At 48.5% G+C, this 19036-nt stretch carries 20 protein-coding genes; 15 read left to right on the top strand and 5 right to left on the bottom strand.

Annotated features, from left to right (window positions below):
* Nucleotides 1-4: 4 nt before the first annotated feature.
* The 10 genes from AB8S08_RS06765 to AB8S08_RS06720 all read left to right on the top strand — a co-directional run bounded on the left by AB8S08_RS06765 (nucleotide 5) and on the right by AB8S08_RS06720 (nucleotide 7716).
* Complete coding sequence (locus AB8S08_RS06765) at nucleotides 5-964, top strand: beta-ketoacyl-ACP synthase III (RefSeq protein ID WP_110075140.1); 960 nt, start codon at nucleotides 5-7, stop codon at nucleotides 962-964.
* 29 nt (nucleotides 965-993) lie between these two features.
* Nucleotides 994-1932 carry an ACP S-malonyltransferase gene (gene fabD, locus AB8S08_RS06760; protein ID WP_369742284.1) on the top strand — a complete coding sequence of 313 codons (939 nt, stop codon included), beginning with the start codon at nucleotides 994-996 and terminating at the stop codon, nucleotides 1930-1932.
* Nucleotides 1925-2671, top strand: coding sequence for a 3-oxoacyl-ACP reductase FabG (gene fabG, locus AB8S08_RS06755; RefSeq protein WP_369742283.1), 747 nt, complete (start codon nucleotides 1925-1927; stop codon nucleotides 2669-2671). Before fabD ends, fabG begins: the two co-directional genes overlap by 8 nt.
* Nucleotides 2672-2812: 141 nt before the next feature.
* A complete protein-coding gene (gene acpP / locus AB8S08_RS06750) occupies nucleotides 2813-3052 on the top strand; it encodes an acyl carrier protein (protein ID WP_110075137.1) in 240 nt (79 codons plus the stop codon).
* A 24-nt stretch (nucleotides 3053-3076) separates the two neighbouring features.
* On the top strand, nucleotides 3077-3898 hold the full coding sequence (gene pabC / locus AB8S08_RS06745) for an aminodeoxychorismate lyase (protein ID WP_369742282.1): 822 nt from the start codon (nucleotides 3077-3079) through the stop codon (nucleotides 3896-3898).
* The gene (mltG, locus tag AB8S08_RS06740; protein ID WP_369742281.1) at nucleotides 3865-4920 is read left to right on the top strand and encodes an endolytic transglycosylase MltG; all 1056 of its coding nucleotides are present in this window, start codon (nucleotides 3865-3867) and stop codon (nucleotides 4918-4920) included. The genes pabC and mltG overlap by 34 nt, the downstream gene beginning before the upstream one ends.
* Nucleotides 4921-4936: 16 nt before the next feature.
* On the top strand, nucleotides 4937-5569 hold the full coding sequence (gene tmk, locus AB8S08_RS06735) for a dTMP kinase (protein ID WP_153825676.1): 633 nt from the start codon (nucleotides 4937-4939) through the stop codon (nucleotides 5567-5569).
* Nucleotides 5570-6529 carry a hypothetical protein gene (locus AB8S08_RS06730; protein ID WP_369742280.1) on the top strand — a complete coding sequence of 320 codons (960 nt, stop codon included), beginning with the start codon at nucleotides 5570-5572 and terminating at the stop codon, nucleotides 6527-6529. It begins immediately after the preceding gene.
* Nucleotides 6520-6879, top strand: a complete 360-nt coding sequence (locus tag AB8S08_RS06725; protein WP_162014472.1) for a PilZ domain-containing protein — start codon at nucleotides 6520-6522, stop codon at nucleotides 6877-6879. Before AB8S08_RS06730 ends, AB8S08_RS06725 begins: the two co-directional genes overlap by 10 nt.
* A 57-nt stretch (nucleotides 6880-6936) precedes the next feature.
* The gene (locus AB8S08_RS06720) at nucleotides 6937-7716 is read left to right on the top strand and encodes a TatD family hydrolase (protein WP_110075131.1); all 780 of its coding nucleotides are present in this window, start codon (nucleotides 6937-6939) and stop codon (nucleotides 7714-7716) included.
* A gap of 180 nt (nucleotides 7717-7896) precedes the next feature.
* On the opposite strand, the gene ansA is transcribed toward AB8S08_RS06720, so the two are convergent.
* Nucleotides 7897-8907 carry an asparaginase gene (gene ansA / locus AB8S08_RS06715; protein WP_369742279.1) on the bottom strand — a complete coding sequence of 337 codons (1011 nt, stop codon included), beginning with the start codon at nucleotides 8905-8907 and terminating at the stop codon, nucleotides 7897-7899.
* Nucleotides 8908-10773 (bottom strand): signal peptide peptidase SppA, encoded by a 1866-nt coding sequence (gene sppA / locus AB8S08_RS06710; RefSeq protein WP_369742278.1) that lies wholly within the window; start codon nucleotides 10771-10773, stop codon nucleotides 8908-8910.
* Nucleotides 10774-10924: 151 nt separating this feature from the next.
* Between sppA and AB8S08_RS06705 the strand changes: the two genes are divergently transcribed.
* Complete coding sequence (locus AB8S08_RS06705) at nucleotides 10925-11476, top strand: nitroreductase family protein (protein WP_369742277.1); 552 nt, start codon at nucleotides 10925-10927, stop codon at nucleotides 11474-11476.
* Between the two features lie 86 nt (nucleotides 11477-11562).
* Here the strand turns inward: AB8S08_RS06705 and asnS are convergent, their stop codons facing one another.
* Both asnS and bioA read right to left on the bottom strand, forming a co-directional pair.
* Nucleotides 11563-12963, bottom strand: coding sequence for an asparagine--tRNA ligase (gene asnS, locus AB8S08_RS06700; RefSeq protein ID WP_369742276.1), 1401 nt, complete (start codon nucleotides 12961-12963; stop codon nucleotides 11563-11565).
* A gap of 103 nt (nucleotides 12964-13066) precedes the next feature.
* Nucleotides 13067-14365, bottom strand: a complete 1299-nt coding sequence (gene bioA / locus AB8S08_RS06695; protein WP_369742275.1) for an adenosylmethionine--8-amino-7-oxononanoate transaminase — start codon at nucleotides 14363-14365, stop codon at nucleotides 13067-13069.
* 107 nt (nucleotides 14366-14472) lie between these two features.
* Between bioA and bioB the strand changes: the two genes are divergently transcribed.
* The 4 genes from bioB to bioD are packed head-to-tail and all read left to right on the top strand — an operon-like array spanning nucleotide 14473 to nucleotide 18262.
* Entirely contained in the window at nucleotides 14473-15519 is a 1047-nt protein-coding gene (bioB, locus tag AB8S08_RS06690) for a biotin synthase BioB (RefSeq protein WP_369742274.1), read from the top strand.
* 14 nt (nucleotides 15520-15533) lie between these two features.
* Entirely contained in the window at nucleotides 15534-16661 is a 1128-nt protein-coding gene (locus AB8S08_RS06685) for an aminotransferase class I/II-fold pyridoxal phosphate-dependent enzyme (protein ID WP_369742273.1), read from the top strand.
* Entirely contained in the window at nucleotides 16646-17500 is an 855-nt protein-coding gene (locus AB8S08_RS06680) for a methyltransferase domain-containing protein (protein ID WP_369742272.1), read from the top strand. Before AB8S08_RS06685 ends, AB8S08_RS06680 begins: the two co-directional genes overlap by 16 nt.
* 12 nt (nucleotides 17501-17512) lie before the next feature.
* Nucleotides 17513-18262 (top strand): dethiobiotin synthase, encoded by a 750-nt coding sequence (gene bioD / locus AB8S08_RS06675; protein ID WP_369742271.1) that lies wholly within the window; start codon nucleotides 17513-17515, stop codon nucleotides 18260-18262.
* Here the strand turns inward: bioD and pepE are convergent.
* Complete coding sequence (gene pepE, locus AB8S08_RS06670; RefSeq protein ID WP_369742270.1) at nucleotides 18187-18906, bottom strand: dipeptidase PepE; 720 nt, start codon at nucleotides 18904-18906, stop codon at nucleotides 18187-18189. The two genes, bioD and pepE, sit on opposite strands and share 76 nt — an antisense overlap.
* Nucleotides 18907-19036 lie beyond the last annotated feature (130 nt).

Genomic DNA, 19036 nt, shown 5'->3' with positions numbered 1-19036 from the left:
TTACATGCATGCAAAGATTGTAGGCACTGGGCATTATTTACCAGCTCAGCGTCTCACTAATGCAATGCTGGAAGAACGTGTAGACACCAGCCATGATTGGATTGTTGAGCGTACCGGTATTCATGAACGGCGCGTAGCTACTACCGCAGAAAGTGTGGTTACTATGGGGGCAGCAGCCGCTCGATTGGCTCTTCAACAAGCTCAAATGAGCGCTGATGATTTAGATCTTATCGTGGTGGCCACCACCTCTGGTGAACGAGCATTTCCTAGCGTAGGCTGTGAAATCCAAGCAGCACTCACGCACCGTAACGTACCCGCTTTTGATGTGGCTGCGGCCTGTTCAGGCTTTATTTTCGCTTTAAGTGTGGCGGATCAGTACATTCGTGCTGGTACTTATCAGCGAGTTTTAGTGATTGGTGCTGACGTGTTATCACGCTTATGCGATCCTGATGATCGCAATACTATTGTGCTGTTCGGTGATGGTGCCGGCGCCGTCGTGCTACAAGCTAGCGATAGCGCTGGGATTGTGTCGACCCATTTACATAGTGCCGGTGAATTTGCAGACTTGCTTGGTGCCAACCATCCGCGCCGTCATCAGCCAGAGGCGTTAAGCGAAGCCTGGATGTACATGAAAGGCAATGAGGTCTTTAAAGTAGCGGTAAACAAATTAAGTGAGCTGGTTGGCGAGACGCTAGCAGCGAATCAATTAACGGCTAGCCAATTAGACTGGTTAGTTCCTCATCAAGCCAATATGCGCATTATTAAAGCTACCGCAAAGAAGCTACAGATGCCCATGGAGCAAGTAGTAACGACCTTAAGTTACACCGGTAATACGTCGGCGGCATCGGTGCCAATAGCGCTGGATGTAGCAGTTCGCGATGGTCGTATCCAACGTGGGCAACGGCTACTGCTAGAAGCTTTTGGTGGCGGCTTTGCTTGGGGCTCAGCGTTAGTTGTGTATTGATTATCATCAGAATGAAATAAAAGGATAGCATGATGCGTGCTTATGTTTTTCCCGGTCAGGGGTCGCAAACTGTAGGTATGTTAGCAGAGCTTGCGGCTGAGTTTCCGCAGGTCGAGCAGACCTTTGCTGAAGCCAGTGACGTGCTTGGCTATGATTTGTGGCAGTTAACCCAGCATGGTCCGGCCGAGCAACTGAATGAAACGCAGCGCACTCAACCAGCGCTGTTGGCTGCTAGTGTGGCTTTGTATCGAGTGCTGGTAGCCCAAGGTGTGGCGGTGCCAGAATTCATGGCCGGACATAGTTTAGGTGAATACTCAGCGCTGGTTTGTGCTGGGGCGATAGAGTTTACTGATGCGGTTCAATTGGTGGCTCATCGTGGTGAGTACATGCAACAAGCAGTGCCAGCAGGAGTAGGTGGCATGGCAGCGATCATCGGGTTAGATGATGATGCTGTAATAGCTGCCTGCCGAGAAGCAGCTGGAGACGAGGTGGTGGCCGCAGTTAACTTTAACTCGCCAGGCCAGGTGGTTATTGCCGGCCATGCTGCGGCCGTAGAGCGTGCCTCGGCAGCCTGTAAAGAAGCAGGAGCAAAGCGAGCGTTACCGTTGCCCGTCAGTGTGCCATCCCATTGTCAACTGATGCAGCCGGCCGCCGAGCGTTTGGCAGTGGATTTAGCAGCGCTGACGCTGCATCAGCCGCAAGTACCGGTTATCAACAACGTTGACGTGGTAGCTCCGCGTGAACCCGATGCTATTCGTGATGCCCTAATTAGACAGTTGTATTCGCCGGTGCGCTGGACTGAGACTATCGAAAGTTTAGCAGCGCAAGGCGTGACTGAAGTGTACGAAGTGGGTCCAGGTAAAGTTTTAACGGGCTTGATTAAACGCATTGATAAAAATCTGCAGACAGACGCACTCAATACCATCGATAGTATGCAAAGCGTCATAAAAGGAAGCAACCATGAGTGAATTATTTAAATTAACGGGACAAGTGGCGTTAGTCACCGGCGCGAGTCGCGGTATTGGTAAGGCGATTGCTGAGCAATTAGTGGCGCAAGGTGTAACTGTGGTAGGTACCGCAACGACTACGGCCGGTGCAGAAGCTATTTCCAGTTACTTAGGTGAGCACGGGGTTGGCGTCGCATTAGATGTCACCTCAGATGAGAGCGTGGCTAGTATCCTAGCTTTCATTGATGAAACCTATGGTCAACTTGATATTTTGGTTAACAACGCCGGCATTACCAAAGATAATCTGCTGATGCGAATGAAAGAAGATGACTGGGATAGCGTTTTAGACACCAACTTAAAGTCTGTGTTTAGACTCAGTAAAGGGGTGCTACGCGGTATGATGAAACGTCGCCATGGTCGTATTATCAATATTTCTTCGGTGGTGGGTACCACGGGTAATCCGGGCCAGGTGAATTACTGTGCAGCCAAAGCTGGAGTCGTCGGCTTTACTAAATCATTAGCGCAAGAAATTGCGGCTCGCGGAATTACAGTAAATTGCGTGGCGCCAGGTTTTATTGATACTGATATGACAAAAGCGCTGACAGAAGATCAAAAACAAGCTATTTTTAGCAATATACCAGCAGCAAGACTGGGTAAACCAGAAGAAATAGCTGCAGCCGTGGTGTTCTTAGCATCACCGGGTGCAGCCTACATCACCGGTGAAACAATTCATGTTAACGGTGGCATGGCGATGGTGTAACAAGCCAGTTAGTTCAAGTAAAGTTGTGCTTAAGGGGTACGACCTCTCGGGTAAAGCGCAATTTTTGCTTTATTAATGGCGACGCATTCACTACACTAAGCCCAATTTTGAACGGGTGACCTAAATTTCAAGGGACATACAATGAGTAATATCGAAGATCGCGTAAAGAAAATTATTGTTGAACAACTGGGTGTTAAAGAAGAAGAAGTGAAACCAGAAGCTTCTTTTGAAAATGACCTAGGTGCTGACTCACTAGATATCGTTGAGTTAGTTATGGCTTTAGAAGAAGAGTTTGGTACTGAAATTCCAGACGAAGAAGCTGAAAAGCTGAAAACTGTGCAAGCAGCAATCGATTACGTGAACAATCACGCAAACGACTAAGTTCTAAGCAAGCGCAGAGGCGGAATGAAAATTCCGCCTTTTTTTTGCATGTGGATGAATGGCCAGCCCCTTACTCAAACTTCTCTAGACCGTGGTCTACAATTTGGTGACGGACACTTCACTACGTTAGTTATTCAGGCCGGTACGATCCAGGCTTGGTCGTCTCATTGGCAACGCCTTCAGTACGCCAGTCAGCAGTTACGGATGCAACTACCCAGCGCCGATGAAGTGCTGCACTTACTGCAGCAGATTGCCCAACAACATCCTCAGAGTGTCATCAAAATTATTATAACTCGTGGCGCCAGTGCTCGCGGTTATCGCTTAGATCACCAAGCAAGGGGCCACTGGTATGTGCAGCGTTCAGAGCTACCACCTTGGTCAGCACGCCCGTTACGAGTGGCGTTAGCGCATTTTAAGTTAGCGCAGCAGCCTATGTTAGCTGGTTTAAAAAGCTTAAACAGATTAGAGCAGGTGTTGCTTAGCGATGAATGCGAACAACGTGGTTTTGATGATTTATTAGTCACAGACACACAAGCGAACATTATTGAAGCAACCAGTAGTAATATCTTTTGGTATGATGGTAAGCAATGGTGCACACCGCGCTTAGAGCAAGCTGGAATTGCCGGTGTGGTAAGAAAACAATTGATTGATAAACAAATCATTGGCAAGGTAAAGCTTACTAAACTAAGGCCCGCAGAATTAGCGCAAGTAGAACAAATGTTCGTGTGTAATTGTGTGTTAGGGCCGCGGCCAATAGCCGCTATTGATGGCCGAATGCTAGCCATGCCAGAGTTACCAAAGGAACTTAATCAGTGGGATGTAAACGCCTCGTTATTACTAGCTTAATTGCTTGCCTACTTGTGCTTGCTGGGGGCATTGCTGCCTTTGGTTATGGTACTTGGTTGCTTAAACAACCCTTAGGTTTAGCAGATGACGTGTTGCTGGAAGTTAAGCCAGGTACCCATGCGCGTAGTCTGTTGCGCCAGTTACAACAACAAGGTGCGCAGCTTGAGGTCACTCCAAGTTATCTAGCAAGTCGCATCTTGGTTACTCCGCATCATTTACAAGCTGGGGTTTATGCGATTACGCCAACACATACCTTGCAGCAAGTATGGCAAGAGTTGCAAGCCGGTAAACAACATCAATTTCAAGTGAGTTTGATCGAGGGAATGACGTTGCAGCAAGTGTTGGCGCGGTTGCAAGCAAGTCCATATTTAGCCAGTGAGCCGTTGCAGCAATTGGCCGCGACCGACGGTGAGGCATTGTTAGCTTTGCTAGGACGTGAGCTTGGCCGCGATTATCAGCACCTGTTTGATGAGACTCCGGCAATGTTGGAAGGCTTATTTTTTCCGGAAACCTACCATTATCGCGCCTATACCTCTGCGCTTGATATTTTGCGGGCTGCGTACGATAAAATGCAGCAGCAATTAGCGCAAATTTGGCAGCAACGAGACGCTGATTTGCCCTATGCAAATGCTTATGAGTTGCTTATCATGGCATCCATTATTGAAAAAGAAACAGGGATCACTGGCGAACGAGCTACTGTTGCTTCGGTGTTCGTAAACCGTTTGCGTGCCGGCATGCGCTTGCAATCGGATCCAACAACAATCTACGGCATCACTGATTTTGATGGTAATTTAACCCGAGCTCATTTGCGCGAGCAGACTGCTTATAACACCTATCGGATTAAACGTTTACCACCAACGCCAATAGCTATGCCAAGTCGTGCAAGTCTGCTAGCAGCGGCCCATCCCGCCGCCACGGATTATTTTTATTTTGTTGCGGACGGCTCTGGTGGGCATGTTTTTTCCAAAACCTTAGCCGAGCACAACGCCGCGGTAAATCGCTATCAACGCCAACAACCCTAAGCTATAACGGAAAGCTATGAACGGAAAATTTATTGTAATTGAGGGCCTAGAAGGGGCCGGCAAGAGTACCGCAATAGCTTGTGTGATGGCTTATCTGCAGCAACACAAGCTGCAACCTGTAACGGTACGCGAGCCCGGTGGCACCCCGCTAGCTGAGGCAATACGAGATTTAGTGAAGCAGCAGTGGCAAGAACAACTCACTGCAGAAACCGAATTATTACTGATGTATGCCAGTCGTTCACAGTTGGTGGCTAATGTGATCAAACCGGCGTTAGCGCAACAACAGTGGGTGGTTGCTGACCGCCATGATCTGTCCTCACGGGCTTACCAAGGAGGGGGGCGTCAGTTAGGCGATGCTAAGCTTCAAGCATTAAAAACCCTTGTCTTAGGTGACTTTGCGCCAGACCTAACGTTACTCCTAGATATCGACCCTCAGGTGGGACTGCAGCGAGCACGCAGTCGTGGGGATTTAGATCGCATCGAGCAAGAGCATGTTAGTTTCTTCGAGCGAACGCGGCAACGCTATCTGGAGATAGCTGCAGCAGATCCTTCTATTAAGGTGATTGCTGCAGAGCAATCCATCGAGCAAGTGCAACAGCAAATCATTGCTGTACTTGATGAGTATCTTGTTCAGTTGGGGTTACGCTAGATGAGTGCGCCTTGGCTACGTTTACCTTGGCAGGAGCTGGTGCAGGCTCAACGCCAACAACAATTGAGTCATGCTCATTGCATTCCTTGGCAGCCAGCGTTAGGCACGGACGTGTTTATCGATGCCTTTATTGCGTTGCTACTATGCCAGCAGCCAAGCGGTAAGGCCTGTGGTACCTGTAAAAGTTGTTCGTTATACAAAGCGCATACTCATCCCGATTACCATCAGGTAGACGTTGCCGAAGGTAAAACGACCATCGGCGTTGATGCTATCAGAGCGCTGACCGAAGCGCTGCAAGGCACAGCAACCCAGCAAGGTAACAAGGTTGCTTGGATTCAGCATGCCGACAGGATGACTGTAGCGGCGGCGAATGCGTTATTAAAAACCTTAGAAGAGCCAACTGCCAACACCTATTTGATTTTGAGCCCAGAACGCACCAGTCAGTTATTACCGACGTTACGTAGCCGGATGCGACTCCATCGTTTTTCTGCACCGGCGCTACCAGATCTACAAGCATGGCTTGAGCACCAGTTACAGCAACCCTTGAGCAAGGCGCAGCAGCAATTGATGCAGCGTTATGCGCAGGCACCCTACACAGCATTGGCAAAGGTGCAAGCAGGCAACGATGACAGCGTAGCTGAGCTTGAACTCCTGCTACAAGTGCTGGCGGGTCAGGGCAGTTGGCCGCTACTGACTAAGAGCAATTGGTTGAACTATCTAGATGCCAGTGCCAAGCTGTTACAAGAGCTTATTCGAGTAAGCCAAAGATTACCTGAACAACGTTTGAACTATCCAGAGCTGCAGCAACAGCTAACCAGCTTATTGGGCGTCAAGGACTACTCGGTTCGTCAGCTAAACCAATGGCTGCACCTATGCTATACTTTGCGGCAGCAAATCGATCAGCAACCAGGCTTGAATGGCCCGTTATTATTACAACAACAGTGGTTATTATGGACTTAGAGCAGCGACCGATAGAATCACCTTTGGTGAAAAAACGCATTGTGTTGAATTCAGAGGCACAACTGCGCCGTTACTATATGCCTTTCATCAAAGGCGGAGGCATGTTTCTTAATACCGATGAGCCACTCGGTATAGGCGATGAGTTTTTGCTCGAAGTTCGCCTGTTCGGTGAGCACAACTCAGTGCTAGTTAAAAGCAAAGTTATATGGTTGGCGCCCTCTAAGCCTAGCCGCCCTGAACAACAAGGGGTAGGGGTGCAATTTGTTGACGATAAAGCCATGTTAAAAAACATGATTGAGTCAAAGTTAGCTGCCATCAGTGATACTGCACTAGCCACTGCTACCATGTAGCCCTTGTAGCTGATGGCTATTTGATTAAATAATAAACACACCGTTATAGGAGTCCTTGTGTTTATCGATTCACACTGTCATTTAGACAAAATTGATTTAGCCGACTTTGGTGGCGATTTCGCGCAACTGATAGACACGGCTCGCGCCGCCGACGTTGAACGTATGCTATGTATTGGCGTTACTCTCGAAGAGTTTCCCGCAATGGCCGAACTGGTGGCCGACTATGAAGATATCTACCTAAGCTGTGGTGTGCATCCCTTGTATGTCGCTAAACACCCTTTACAGCAGCATCTACTGCGTGATTTAGCCAAACACGAGCGAGTTGTAGCTATTGGTGAAACCGGCTTGGATTACTATTACGATGCCGACAGTAAAAAGGTACAGCAAGAGAGCTTTGCTTATCACATTGAGTTAGCTAACGAACTTCACAAGCCATTAATCATCCACACCCGCGATGCTCGTGAGGACACTTTAAGTATGTTAAAAGAGGGCGGTGCTGAGCGTTGTGGAGGTGTACTGCATTGCTTTACTGAATCGTTAGAGATGGCGCAGCGAGCCATTGATGAACTGGGCTTTTACATTTCAATTTCAGGCATCGCATCGTTTCGTAGTGCGACTGAGTTGCGTGAAGTGGTTCAAGCTATTCCGTTGCAACATCTATTAATAGAAACCGATAGCCCTTGGTTAGCGCCAGTACCACATCGGGGTAAACAGAATCATCCTGCGCTAGTTGCGGATGTGGCAAAGTGTGTTGCCGATATTAAAGGTTGCAGTTTAGCTGAAGTTGCGGCAGTGACTAAGAATAATTTTTTCAAGTTATTTCAAGGCGCTAATTAAGGATTGTGTAAAAATCCAGCTAAAAGTTAGCAAATGTAGAAAATTTGTCTACACTCAAATCATGAGTTCCTTTTAGTTTTAGCGCACGGCTCAATCCCTTGAGCCATTCCCCTTGCTCGGGACAACCTTGGATTGGTCCCGAGCATTTTTTTGTCTGCAATCTACTGCTTGCAAATCAAGTTAAGCAGTTAATTCACCGCGTAAATTAGTTTCTAGTAGAGTATTGATCTGGGCCTGACTTAAGTTTTGCGATAACAAATAATGTAACTTCGTCAGTGCTGCTTCAATGGTCATATCATGGCCACTGACCACTCCCACTTGGGCTAGGGCATTGCCCGTCGCATATCCCCCCATATTCACTTTACCTTTAAAGCATTGAGTACAATTAAGCACTACAGTACCCGCCGCAATAGCGCGTTCTAAGCTAGCAAGTAGAGCAGGATCTTGTGGTGCATTGCCAACCCCATAACTCTGCATGATAAGAGCTTTAACAGGCTGTTGTAGCATGTTGTCAAAGATCGCAGCGGATATGCCTGGGTAAAGGGTAACCACGCCAACTGGCTGAGGTGTTACTGCAGTTAAGCGCAACGGCTCATTCCCTAAGGCTTGGATTTTGCCCTCTCGGAGGGTGATTTGAATGCCGGCCTTCAATAACGGCGAAAAGTTGGGTGAGTCAAATGCGTTAAAGCCATTCGCATCGGCTTTGGTTGCTCGATTACCTCTGAACAGGGTGTTGTTAAAAAATAAACCAACTTCATGAATGGGATAATTAGCTGCTATGTACAAAGCATTTAATAAGTTGGTTTGACCGTCTGAGCGCAACGCCGCGAGCGGTATTTGCGAACCGGTAATAATCACCGGCTTAGCTAAATTTTCGAACATGAAGGAGAGGGCTGATGCGGTGTAGGCCATGGTATCGGTGCCATGGAGGATCACAAAGCCATCGTAAGCTTGGTAGTTGCGTTGAATGTCCTCAGCAATATGAAGCCAATCAGCGGGCGACATGTCAGACGAGTCCATTAGCGGCTGGTATTCGTGAATGGTGAAATTGGGCATTTCGTCACGAAAGAATTCCGGCATATTGTGTACGCATTCTGTTAAAAAGCCAGCCGCAGGGACGTATCCCTGGGCTGACTTTTGCATACCTATCGTGCCGCCGGTATAGGCAACATAAATATTTTTTTTAGTCATTTAGTTTAGTTTGCATAACTCACACAAAGCATACACACCGTTAGGGTCATTGAATTTAGAGGTTACTTCAACTTCTTCCCATAAGCTGTATAGCTGCGCTTTAAGTGGATTCTGCTCGGTGCTGCGTAGTTCGCTAGGAACTAACAAACTAGCTTGACCAAACAACTCTTGCATAAATTGCTCACGTGGACTCAGATCATTGCTCACGGTCACCACGTCGTAGTCACTGACACCAGCTCGGGTGGCCGCAGCGCTAATGGCATCATCAAGTTCACCTAATTGGTCAACTAAACCCAACTCTTTGGCTTTGCGCCCGGTCCAAATCCGCCCCTGAGCCACCTCGTGCACGGCATCGTAACTCATGTTGCGACTTTCGGCTACCATCCCAACAAAATCACGGTAGAACTTTTCGATGGAAACTTGCACTAGATAGCGGCCGTTATCATCGATACCACGAGTAATATCTAATACCGGCAAATCTGTGGTGTGGTAACCATCGTTGTACACGCCAAATTCGTTTAGCGCTTTTTCGATGGTAAAGAACATACCAAAAACGCCAATCGAACCAGTAATGGTGGTAGGAGTGGCCCAAATTTCATCGGCGCTAGCGGCAATCCAATAACCACCTGATGCAGCAACCGAGCTCATCGACGCGATGACCGGGATGCCAGCTTTTTTTAGTTCTAGCACTTCTTGGCGAATCACTTCAGAGGCAAAGCCACTACCGCCTGGGCTATCAATACGCAACACCACAGCTTTGGTATCTTCGTCTAGGCGTGCTTTACGCAATAGGGCAGCGGTACTATCTCCGCCAATACTACCAGGTTTGGCTTGGCCATCAGAAATAACACCACGAGCTACAACAATGGCAATTTCTGCCTTGTCTTTATGTTCGCTGCTGTCCTCTAACTGCTCCGCTTGACCGTTAAGAGCAGCTAAATATTGTTCGTGGTTGATTTGACGCCAGCTTTTTTCATCGTCATCAAGGCCGGTAATTCCAATCATTTCAGCACGGAATTGTTCACGACTGTAGAGAGCGTCAACTAATCCAGTATTCAGGGCTAGTTGCGCCATATCATTGTCATACTGAGTCAGAGCTTGACGGAAATCATCCATTTTGCCACTTAGCATCAATGGGCTGATTGAACGTAATTGGCTTAGGTCATCCATGTAGGTGTCCCACAACTCGTCATACAACTCTTTGTTTGCGGCTAGCGCTTCATCAGACATATCGTTGCGGGTGTAGGGTTCTACCGCCGACTTAAAGGCACCCACTTTAAAGACATGAGCAGTAATGTTGAACTTCTCTAAGAAATCTTTGAAGTAAAGGTTGTAGCCACCAAAACCTTCGAACATCATTGACCCGAGAGGGTTCAAATAAATGGTATCCGCATGGGCTGCCACATAATATTGGTTTTGAGTATAGCTATCGGCATAAGTTACTACAGGTTTGCCAGCACTGCGAAAATCAAGTAAGGCCTGGCCCAATGCTTGCATTTTGTTACTGCCGCCACCCGCGAAGTTACTCAGATTTAACTGAATACCACTGATGCGGTCATCCGTTTTAGCCTGTTCGATGCTTTCTAACACGTCAACGAGTAAGACTTCAGGAAGTTGACTCCCGCCACCGAAGGCTTCATTAAAGAATTGGTCCACGGGGTCAACCCAGGTTTTTTCTTCGACCAAAATTCCATTCAGTTGCAACACTAGCATGCCATTTTCAGGTACCTTAACTTGTTCTTCTTCAGCGACAAGTAGCCCTAAAACTAAAATTAAAACAAGAAAAAATACCGCATTGACAATCAACTTTCGGAAAAAGTTGACTAACCCAAATAGCTTTTTAAAGACTGAAGCAATCCCGCTCATATAGAATTATCCTACCTTAAATGAAGACTTACTAAGAAGATTACAGCAGATTATTTGGAGAAACTAGTCAGACAATGTAACAGAGCGTGATCATTTGTTAAGCTATGCATTATTAAGCGCTGCAGCTGCAGATAATTAACCTGAGGACACCATGCAAGCCATTGAATTATTAACGACTCGATCATCTATGCCGCGGTTAGTTGCACCTGGGCCAACTAATGAACAGTTACAAGTGATGTTTCAGGCCGCTTGCAGAGCACCTGATCACATGGCATTGATGCCGTATTCCTTTACGCTTTATCAAGAACAGGGGCGTGCTAAGTTGGGCGAAGTATTTGCCAGTGCCGCAAAGGCTCGCGAGCTTAATGAAACGCAAATAGCACAAGCCCAAGAACTACCGTTACGAGCACCCGTCGTGATTATGGTGGCAATGCGGGCGCAGCAACACGACAAAGTACCGCGCGATGAGCAACTGGCCAGCGCTGCCTGCGCCACCTTATTACTGCAACAAGCTGCATTCGCGCAAGGGTTAGGGGCCATCTGGCGTACTGGATGGTTAGCCGAAGATGAGGTGGTTAAAGCTCAACTTGGCTTAGCGCCAGCCGATGCTATCGTTGGTTTTTTATACGTTGGTACGCCAGCGGTCGCTACGCCCATCAAGCCTGATAAAGATTGGCAGAGTAAAGTTGAGATAGTGGAGTAATAACTTAGGCTCACAACGAACAACGCCGAGATATTGCTCGGCGTTGTGGTAACGGTTGCTACATGAACTGGTAGCCCAGTAGTGAATTAGAAGTCAGCGTTTTTCGGAGCCCGCGGGAACGGGATCACATCACGGATGTTACCCATACCAGTAACATAGGTGACCAAGCGCTCAAAGCCTAAGCCGAAGCCGGCATGAGGAACTGTGCCATAACGACGTAAATCACGGTACCAACCGTAGTGCTCAATCGGCAAGCCCATCTCTTGCATGCGCGTATCAAGGCGATCTAAGCGCTCTTCACGGGCGCTGCCACCTATAATTTCACCAATACCTGGCGCTAACACGTCCATGGCTGCGACGGTTTTGCCGTCATCATTTTGGCGCATGTAGAAGGCTTTGATGTCCTTCGGATAGTTCTTCAGAATAATAGGCGCACCTACATGTTCTTCAGCTAAATAACGCTCGTGCTCAGATTGTAAATCCATACCCCATTCAACGGCGTACTCAAACTTCTTGCCACAGTTTTGCAAGATTTCGACCGCAGTGGTGTAATCCATGTGCACGAACTTATTGCTCACCACATGCTGTAAGCGATTAAGGACATCTTTATCCACCCGTTGCTGGAAGAAGGCCATGTCATCGGCTCGTTCGCTTAATACCGCATTGATACAGTATTTCAGCATATCTTCAGCTAAGTCTGCGATCTCGTTAAGATCGGCAAATGCTAGCTCTGGCTCAACCATCCAGAATTCCGCCAAGTGCCGGCTGGTGTTTGAGTTCTCGGCACGGAACGTGGGGCCGAAGGTGTAGATTTTAGATAGTGCACAGGCGTATGTTTCACCGTTAAGCTGCCCTGATACGGTCAAAAAGGCTTCTTTACCAAAAAAATCCTTACTGAAATCAACATCACCTTGTTCAGTGCGTGGTAAGTTGAGTAAATCTAAGGTAGATACTCGAAACATCTCGCCAGCGCCTTCGGCATCTGAGGCGGTGATGATTGGCGTGGCAACCCATAGGTACCCACGTTCATGAAAGAAACGATGAATTGCTTGCGCTAAACAGTTGCGAACACGCATCACTGCACCGGTGATATTAGTACGTGGGCGTAAGTGAGCAAATTCACGCAAATATTCCATCGAGTGCGGTTTGGGCGACATCGGATAGGTGTCAGGATCTTCAACAAAGCCAAATACTTGTACGGCTGTGGCTTGCAACTCGAAAGATTGACCTTTGCCCGCAGATTCAGCCACCGTACCTGTCACCGCAACGCTACAACCGGTCGTGAGTTTTAACACGTCATTGTCGTAATTATCGAGTTGATTTGGAACTACAGCCTGAATTGGATCAAAACAAGAACCGTCATGCACATTGATAAAAGAAATTCCTGCTTTTGAATCGCGGCGGGTACGAACCCAACCACGAACAGTAACTTCTTCACCAACGGCAATTTTCCCCGATAAAACATCGACAATGGTAGCGCAGGACATGGGCCTAAAAACTCCGTTTGTTGAACAAATAAAAAGACAGTGAGTTAATACATCACAAATAGACCGTTATGTTACCTTGCTTTGCGTCAGACTCAAGCGAAAATCAACGCCTTTCTACCTGTTTCACAATTTCTTGCATGGCATGAGTTAAACAAGCAAGTTGTTCGGGGCTAATAACGAAGGGTGGCATGATGTACAGCAATTTACCGAAGGGTCGAATCCAAGCCCCATGAGCAACGGCAATACGCTGGGCTTCAGCAACATTTAAGGGGGCTTGCATTTCAACGACCCCAATAGCACCGAACACCCTGACCTCGGCAACGCAAGAGTATTGTACGAGATGCGCTAATTGTTGCTGCAGCGATTGCTCTATTTGAGCTACTTGTTGCTGCCATGACGACGCCAATAGGAGTTCAATGCTAGCACAAGCGACCGCACAGGCGAGTGGGTTAGCCATAAACGTCGGGCCATGCATAAAGGTACCGCCTGCGGGTCCATGACTGATGGTGGTAGCAATGTCAGTGGTGGTTAATACGGCCGCAAGCGTCATGTAACCACCGGTTAATGCTTTACCTAAGCACATAATATCGGGGCTAATCGCAGCATGTTCACAAGCAAACAGGGTGCCAGTACGGCCGAAGCCTGTAGCGATTTCATCGGCAATCAACAACACCTGATAGTGGTCACAGAGTTCTCTAATTTTGCGCAAATAATGCGGATGATAAAAACGCATGCCCCCAGCTCCTTGCACTATCGGTTCGAGGATAACCGCGGCCAGTTCTTGCTGATGTTGGTGTAACAGGTGCTCGATGGCGTCGGTCGCCGAGTCTTGCCACTGCTGCGTAGGGGTGATCTCAGGGCGGGGGGCAAATAATTGCTGACGTACACTATTTTGAAAGAGCCCATGCATACCATTTACGGGATCGCACACGGACATCGCCGCAAAGGTATCGCCATGATAACCACCGCGGATGGTAGCTAAACGATTTTTCTGCGGTTGTTGCCGTGCCACCCAGTATTGCACAGCCATTTTGATCGCAACCTCCACCGCAACTGAGCCTGAATCAGCAAGAAAAACCTGTTGCAATGGTGCTGGGGTAAGTTCCACTAGTTGTTTACAGAGAGCAATGGCTGGGGCGTGGGTAATCCCCCCAAACATCACATGGCTCATGTGCTGCAATTGGTCACTGACGGCTTGATTGAGCTGTGGATGATTGTAGCCATGGATTGCTGCCCACCACGAAGACATGCCATCAACCAAATGACGGCCGTCGCTGAGAATTAGCTCGCAGCCTGTCGCTGCTTCCACAGGATAGGTAGGCAGCGGCTTGGCAAATGAGGTGTAGGGATGCCAGATATGTTGCTGGTCAAAAAGTAAATCCGCCTGACTAATATTGGTCATTAAATCATCACTTGTTATTTTAACGGTAATTATTAAGTTGACAGTTTAAAATGTCGAAGTAGGCTATGCAATAAGTGAATGAGCTATTGGATATTAGAGCGAGAGTTATGGCAGCTAGTGATGCAGTGAGGCACGATTGGAGTGCAACCGAGTTAGAGCAGTTATTTGAATTGCCTTTTAATGATTTGCTGTTTCAGGCACAGCAAGTTCATCGGCGTCATTTTGACGCTAATGCAGTGCAGGTTAGTACCCTGTTATCAATCAAAACAGGCGCCTGTCCGGAAGATTGCAAATACTGTCCGCAAAGCGCCCATTACCGCACTGATGTCGACAAAGAACGGTTGTTGGCAGTGAAAAAGGTTTTAGCAGAGGCAGAGGCAGCAAAAGCAGCTGGAGCCAGCCGTTTTTGCATGGGAGCCGCTTGGCGTAATCCCAAAGATCGTGACATGCCATACTTAATTGACATGATTCAAGGGGTGAAGCAGCTTGGGTTAGAAACCTGCATGACGCTGGGGATGTTAACGCCCTTGCAAGCCAAGTCGCTACAACAAGCAGGGCTGGATTATTACAATCATAATTTAGATACCTCACCAGAATTCTACGGTGAAATCATAACCACACGTACCTACCAAGATCGCTTGGCCACGCTACAACATGTTCGTGATGCGGGCATGAAAGTCTGTGCCGGTGGCATTGTTGGCATGGGTGAGAGTCGGCATGATCGTGCTAGTCTGATTAGCCAATTGGCACAGTTACCCCAGCATCCTGAAAGCGTACCTATCAATATGTTGGTGAAAGTTAAAGGAACGCCTTTTGCAGAGCTGGAGGATCTTGATCCGTTTGAGTTTGTGCGCACCATTGCAGTGGCTCGAATTGCTTTACCAACCTCCTTTGTGCGTTTATCAGCTGGCCGAGAGTCGATGTCAGATACCATGCAAGCTTTATGTTTTATGGCTGGTGCTAACTCTATTTTTTATGGCGAGCGGTTATTGACTACGGCCAATCCGGGTACTGATAGCGATCAGGCCTTGTTTCAACGGCTTGGCATCAAACCGCTACAACATACCGATTATGCGGATGAAGTACACCAAAGCGTGATAGCCGATGCGATTCAAGAGCAACGCCAACCTACACTCTATTATCCGGCTAAATAGGAGTAGGTGGCGAGATGCATCGGCAGGTAACTGATGCGCTGCAACACGCAGCATGGCAGCGCCAACAGCAACAACGTTGGCGTCAACCGCAAGTGCGACCTCAAGGGGTGTTGCTAGCTAGTAATGATTATCTAGGTTTGAGCGAACACCCCCAAGTTATTGCTGCCTACCAGCAAGCGTTGCAGCAATATGGTACGGGTAGTGGTGGTTCGGCGTTAGTGTGCGGCACCCAATCGCCGCATCTTTATTTGCAGCAACAATTAGCTGACTGGTTGGAGCGCGATAATGTCTTACTGTTTAGCAGTGGCTTCGCGGCCAATTTTAGTACCTTGCTGCAGCTTGGCAAACTCTACCACAAAATCCATGCCGACCGCTTAGCGCATGCCTCGCTTATTGATGGCATGCGCGCTAGTGGGGTGCGCTGGCAGCGTTTTGCTCATAATCAGTTGGCGCCTTTGCTGCCTGAATTAACGGCGACAGATCAAGCGCACTTAGTCGTTACCGAGAGTGTCTTTAGTATGGACGGCGACAGTCCCTGTTTAGCACAACTGCGGCAAGTGGCGGAACATGCTGATCTTTATGTCGACGATGCGCATGGTCTCGGCGTGGTTGGTGCCGATGGTCGCAGCATTGGTGGGGTAATGAATCAACGCCAATTGCCGCTGCTGATGGTGACCTTTGGTAAGGCGCTAGGGGTAGGTGGTGCAGCAGTGTTAGCACCCACAGCTGTGATTGACTATCTTCATAATTTTGCCCGAGAGTACATTTATTCGACGGCAATAAGTGCGGCGCAAGCAGCAGCGGTGAGTGCCGCAATTAAGCTGGTGCAATCGTCAGAAGGCAGTTCGTTGCGCCAGCGCTTGCAAGAAAATATCGCCCATGTCTCTCGGCTCGCAGCTAAGTACGGCATCCCCCTCATGGCTGCCCCCAATACGGCCATTCAACTGGTGCCGGTGGGGACCGATAGCAAAGCATTGCAGCTGCAACAACAGTTACGCAATCGAGGTTTTGTTGTGGCGGCGATTCGTCCGCCCACGGTGCCGCCAGGGCAAGCTCGGCTAAGACTAACCCTAAGGGCCAGCCATACACCGGCGGTGCTGACGCAATTGATGCAGGAGCTAGCCCAATGTCTGCAGCATTAACGCCCTTGCCGAGCCTGGCCCTAACGGCGGGTAAGCAGCAAGTAGCGCAACGTTTTGGTCGAGCGGCTAAGTCGTATCAACAGCATAACGAGTTACAACAACGTTGTGCGCAGGAGTTACTTCAGTTGCTGCCAGCCAAGGTAGGACAAGTGATTGATTTAGGCTGCGGTCCCGCGGTAAATACCATGGCTTTGGTGGCCCGGAGCACCGGTTATCTCGGCGTAGATATTGCCCCAGAGATGATTGCAGAAGCACAGCGCCAGGTTCGTAGCGTTGAGCATCAACACACCGCAGTTAATTGGCTGATCGCCGACGCTGAATCTTTACCCTTGCCTGCTGCCAGTGTGGATACTATTTTTGCCAATTTATCGTTGCAATGGGTTGGCGATTTGGTAGCCACCATCAATCAATTTCATGGTCTGCTGCGTGCGCAAGGCTGTTTAGTCTTCAGTACCTTACTAGAGGGCTCGATGCAGCCCCTTGGAGCAGAGCTACAAGTCTTGCAAGGTGGGCAATGGAGTCACCGGCAATTCTATAGTGAAACCGAATTGCAGCAATTATTAGCCGCTTTACCCGGTTGGCAGCTTGAGTTTAAACGACTTCCAGTGACGATCATGAATGATTCGGTGCTGGCTATGTTGAAAGACTTACAGGGGATAGGGGCCACCTACCGTGGCGACGTCAATAGGTGGCAGCACCAGGCGCAGTTGCCGTCCGTGCTAAGTAAGTCTAAGTTACAGGCCCTGCAGGTTAACATGGCTAAGTATCGTAATGAGCAAGGCCGATTGCCTCTACATTGGCAAGTGGCGCTAGTAAAAATGACCAAGCAGACAGATTGATAAGAGCCAACCATGGATAAATTGTTTATCGCGGGAACCGATACAGACGCTGGCAAAACTGTGGTCAGCGTGACCTTGTTGCATGCACTACAAGCACAGGGCCGGCGTTGTCTCGCACTAAAACCGGTAGCAGCTGGCGCTACCTGGCGGCTGCATGAAGGCCAAGAACGGTGGATGAATGATGATGCCGAAGCTTTGCAGCAAGCGCTGGCAACAACGTCTCATCAGCAAACCTACGACCAAGTTAACCCTTATTGCTTTGCAGAACCTATCGCCCCCCATATCGCTGCCGAGCATGCGGAACAAGAGTTAGTGTTGGCTGATATTTTGCAGCATATCAGAACATTAGAACAGTTGCCGGCTGAAATCCTAGTGATTGAGGGAGCCGGTGGTTGGCTCGTTCCTCTTAATGCGCAGCAGAGCATGGCCGATATAGCGGTGCAGTCTGGTGCCCAAGTGATTTTGGTGGTCGGGTTAAAGCTGGGCTGTATCAATCACGCGCTACTCACTGCTGCTGCCATTAGTGCCAGTGGTGCTTATCTGGTTGGCTGGGTGGCGAACCAACCCCAGCCGCAGCCAATGGTGGAACAAGCCGCAAATATCGCCAGCTTAACGCAGCGCCTCTCTGCGCCTTGTTTAGGCGTTTTGCCCTATTGTCCGACTTGGCGCCAAGGACACTTGGTTGATTACTTAGCAACTAACCAATTACTGCAATCGCTGTTGGCAGCTAATTCGAGCTTGTCGCCTGCCAAGAAGGCATAGCCAGGATGCGGTCCTAACAGTTGCATGGTGTCGCCAGTAACTTTCAAGGCAGTGCCTTCTTTGATCGCTAATACCGGTGTTGCAGGATCAACCAGCATAAATTCAGCGAGACGTTGATCACGGGTTTCACCATGAAAGCCAGGGGCCTGATAGTCACTGTAATGGGGGTTTAATTGAAAAGGTACCAACTGCAAGGCCGTAAACGATGGCGGCTCGATGATCGGCATATCGTTGGTGGTACGAATAGTAAGCCCGGCAATGTTGGCGCCTGCACTCCAACCCGCATAAGGCACACCGGCAGCTACTTTATTAGCAATAAGCTTGAGTAAGTCATGTTGATAGAGCCGATTCAGTAACTGAAAAGTGTTTCCACCACCAATCATGATGGCGCTGGCTTCATACACGGCTTGTTGTGGATGACTAAAGCTCTCAATACCTTCTAGGGTAAAGGGTAAGTCCGCCAAGGCGGCCGCTACCTTGGCCGTGTAGGCGGTATCGCCCAAGCCAACCCCCGCATAGGGTATAAACAACACTTTACTGGCGCTGGCAAAATGCTCGCGTAGCCAAGCTTTGCTGTGCTCTAAATAATCCGTTTGGCCAGCTTTTGAGCTACTCATTAATAAAAGTTTTGAGTGATTTGCCATGTGAGTACTCCAACAGCGTTAAAAGATACGCTATAAGCTAACAGAATTGACTGAAAAAAGCAGTTAAAGACCTTGTTTTTAGATACTTTTAACCCTATAACAAGGCAACGTTCAGGCAATTTTGTACGGG

Source organism: Pseudidiomarina sp. PP-1MA, from assembly GCF_041200125.1.
GTDB lineage: Bacteria > Pseudomonadota > Gammaproteobacteria > Enterobacterales > Alteromonadaceae > Pseudidiomarina > Pseudidiomarina fusca.
This window is presented reverse-complemented; position numbering and strand designations above follow the sequence as displayed.

Coding starts and splice junctions, on each gene's coding strand:
- AB8S08_RS06765 (WP_110075140.1), top strand. CDS start 5: ATGCATGCAAAGATTGTAGGCACTGGGCATTATTTACCAGCTCAGCGT.
- fabD (WP_369742284.1), top strand. CDS start 994: ATGATGCGTGCTTATGTTTTTCCCGGTCAGGGGTCGCAAACTGTAGGT.
- fabG (WP_369742283.1), top strand. CDS start 1,925: ATGAGTGAATTATTTAAATTAACGGGACAAGTGGCGTTAGTCACCGGC.
- acpP (WP_110075137.1), top strand. CDS start 2,813: ATGAGTAATATCGAAGATCGCGTAAAGAAAATTATTGTTGAACAACTG.
- pabC (WP_369742282.1), top strand. CDS start 3,077: ATGAAAATTCCGCCTTTTTTTTGCATGTGGATGAATGGCCAGCCCCTT.
- tmk (WP_153825676.1), top strand. CDS start 4,937: ATGAACGGAAAATTTATTGTAATTGAGGGCCTAGAAGGGGCCGGCAAG.
- AB8S08_RS06730 (WP_369742280.1), top strand. CDS start 5,570: ATGAGTGCGCCTTGGCTACGTTTACCTTGGCAGGAGCTGGTGCAGGCT.
- AB8S08_RS06725 (WP_162014472.1), top strand. CDS start 6,520: ATGGACTTAGAGCAGCGACCGATAGAATCACCTTTGGTGAAAAAACGC.
- ansA (WP_369742279.1), bottom strand. CDS start 8,907: ATGACTAAAAAAAATATTTATGTTGCCTATACCGGCGGCACGATAGGT.
- sppA (WP_369742278.1), bottom strand. CDS start 10,773: ATGAGCGGGATTGCTTCAGTCTTTAAAAAGCTATTTGGGTTAGTCAAC.
- AB8S08_RS06705 (WP_369742277.1), top strand. CDS start 10,925: ATGCAAGCCATTGAATTATTAACGACTCGATCATCTATGCCGCGGTTA.
- asnS (WP_369742276.1), bottom strand. CDS start 12,963: ATGTCCTGCGCTACCATTGTCGATGTTTTATCGGGGAAAATTGCCGTT.
- bioA (WP_369742275.1), bottom strand. CDS start 14,365: ATGACCAATATTAGTCAGGCGGATTTACTTTTTGACCAGCAACATATC.
- bioB (WP_369742274.1), top strand. CDS start 14,473: ATGGCAGCTAGTGATGCAGTGAGGCACGATTGGAGTGCAACCGAGTTA.
- AB8S08_RS06685 (WP_369742273.1), top strand. CDS start 15,534: ATGCATCGGCAGGTAACTGATGCGCTGCAACACGCAGCATGGCAGCGC.
- AB8S08_RS06680 (WP_369742272.1), top strand. CDS start 16,646: ATGTCTGCAGCATTAACGCCCTTGCCGAGCCTGGCCCTAACGGCGGGT.
- bioD (WP_369742271.1), top strand. CDS start 17,513: ATGGATAAATTGTTTATCGCGGGAACCGATACAGACGCTGGCAAAACT.
- pepE (WP_369742270.1), bottom strand. CDS start 18,906: ATGGCAAATCACTCAAAACTTTTATTAATGAGTAGCTCAAAAGCTGGC.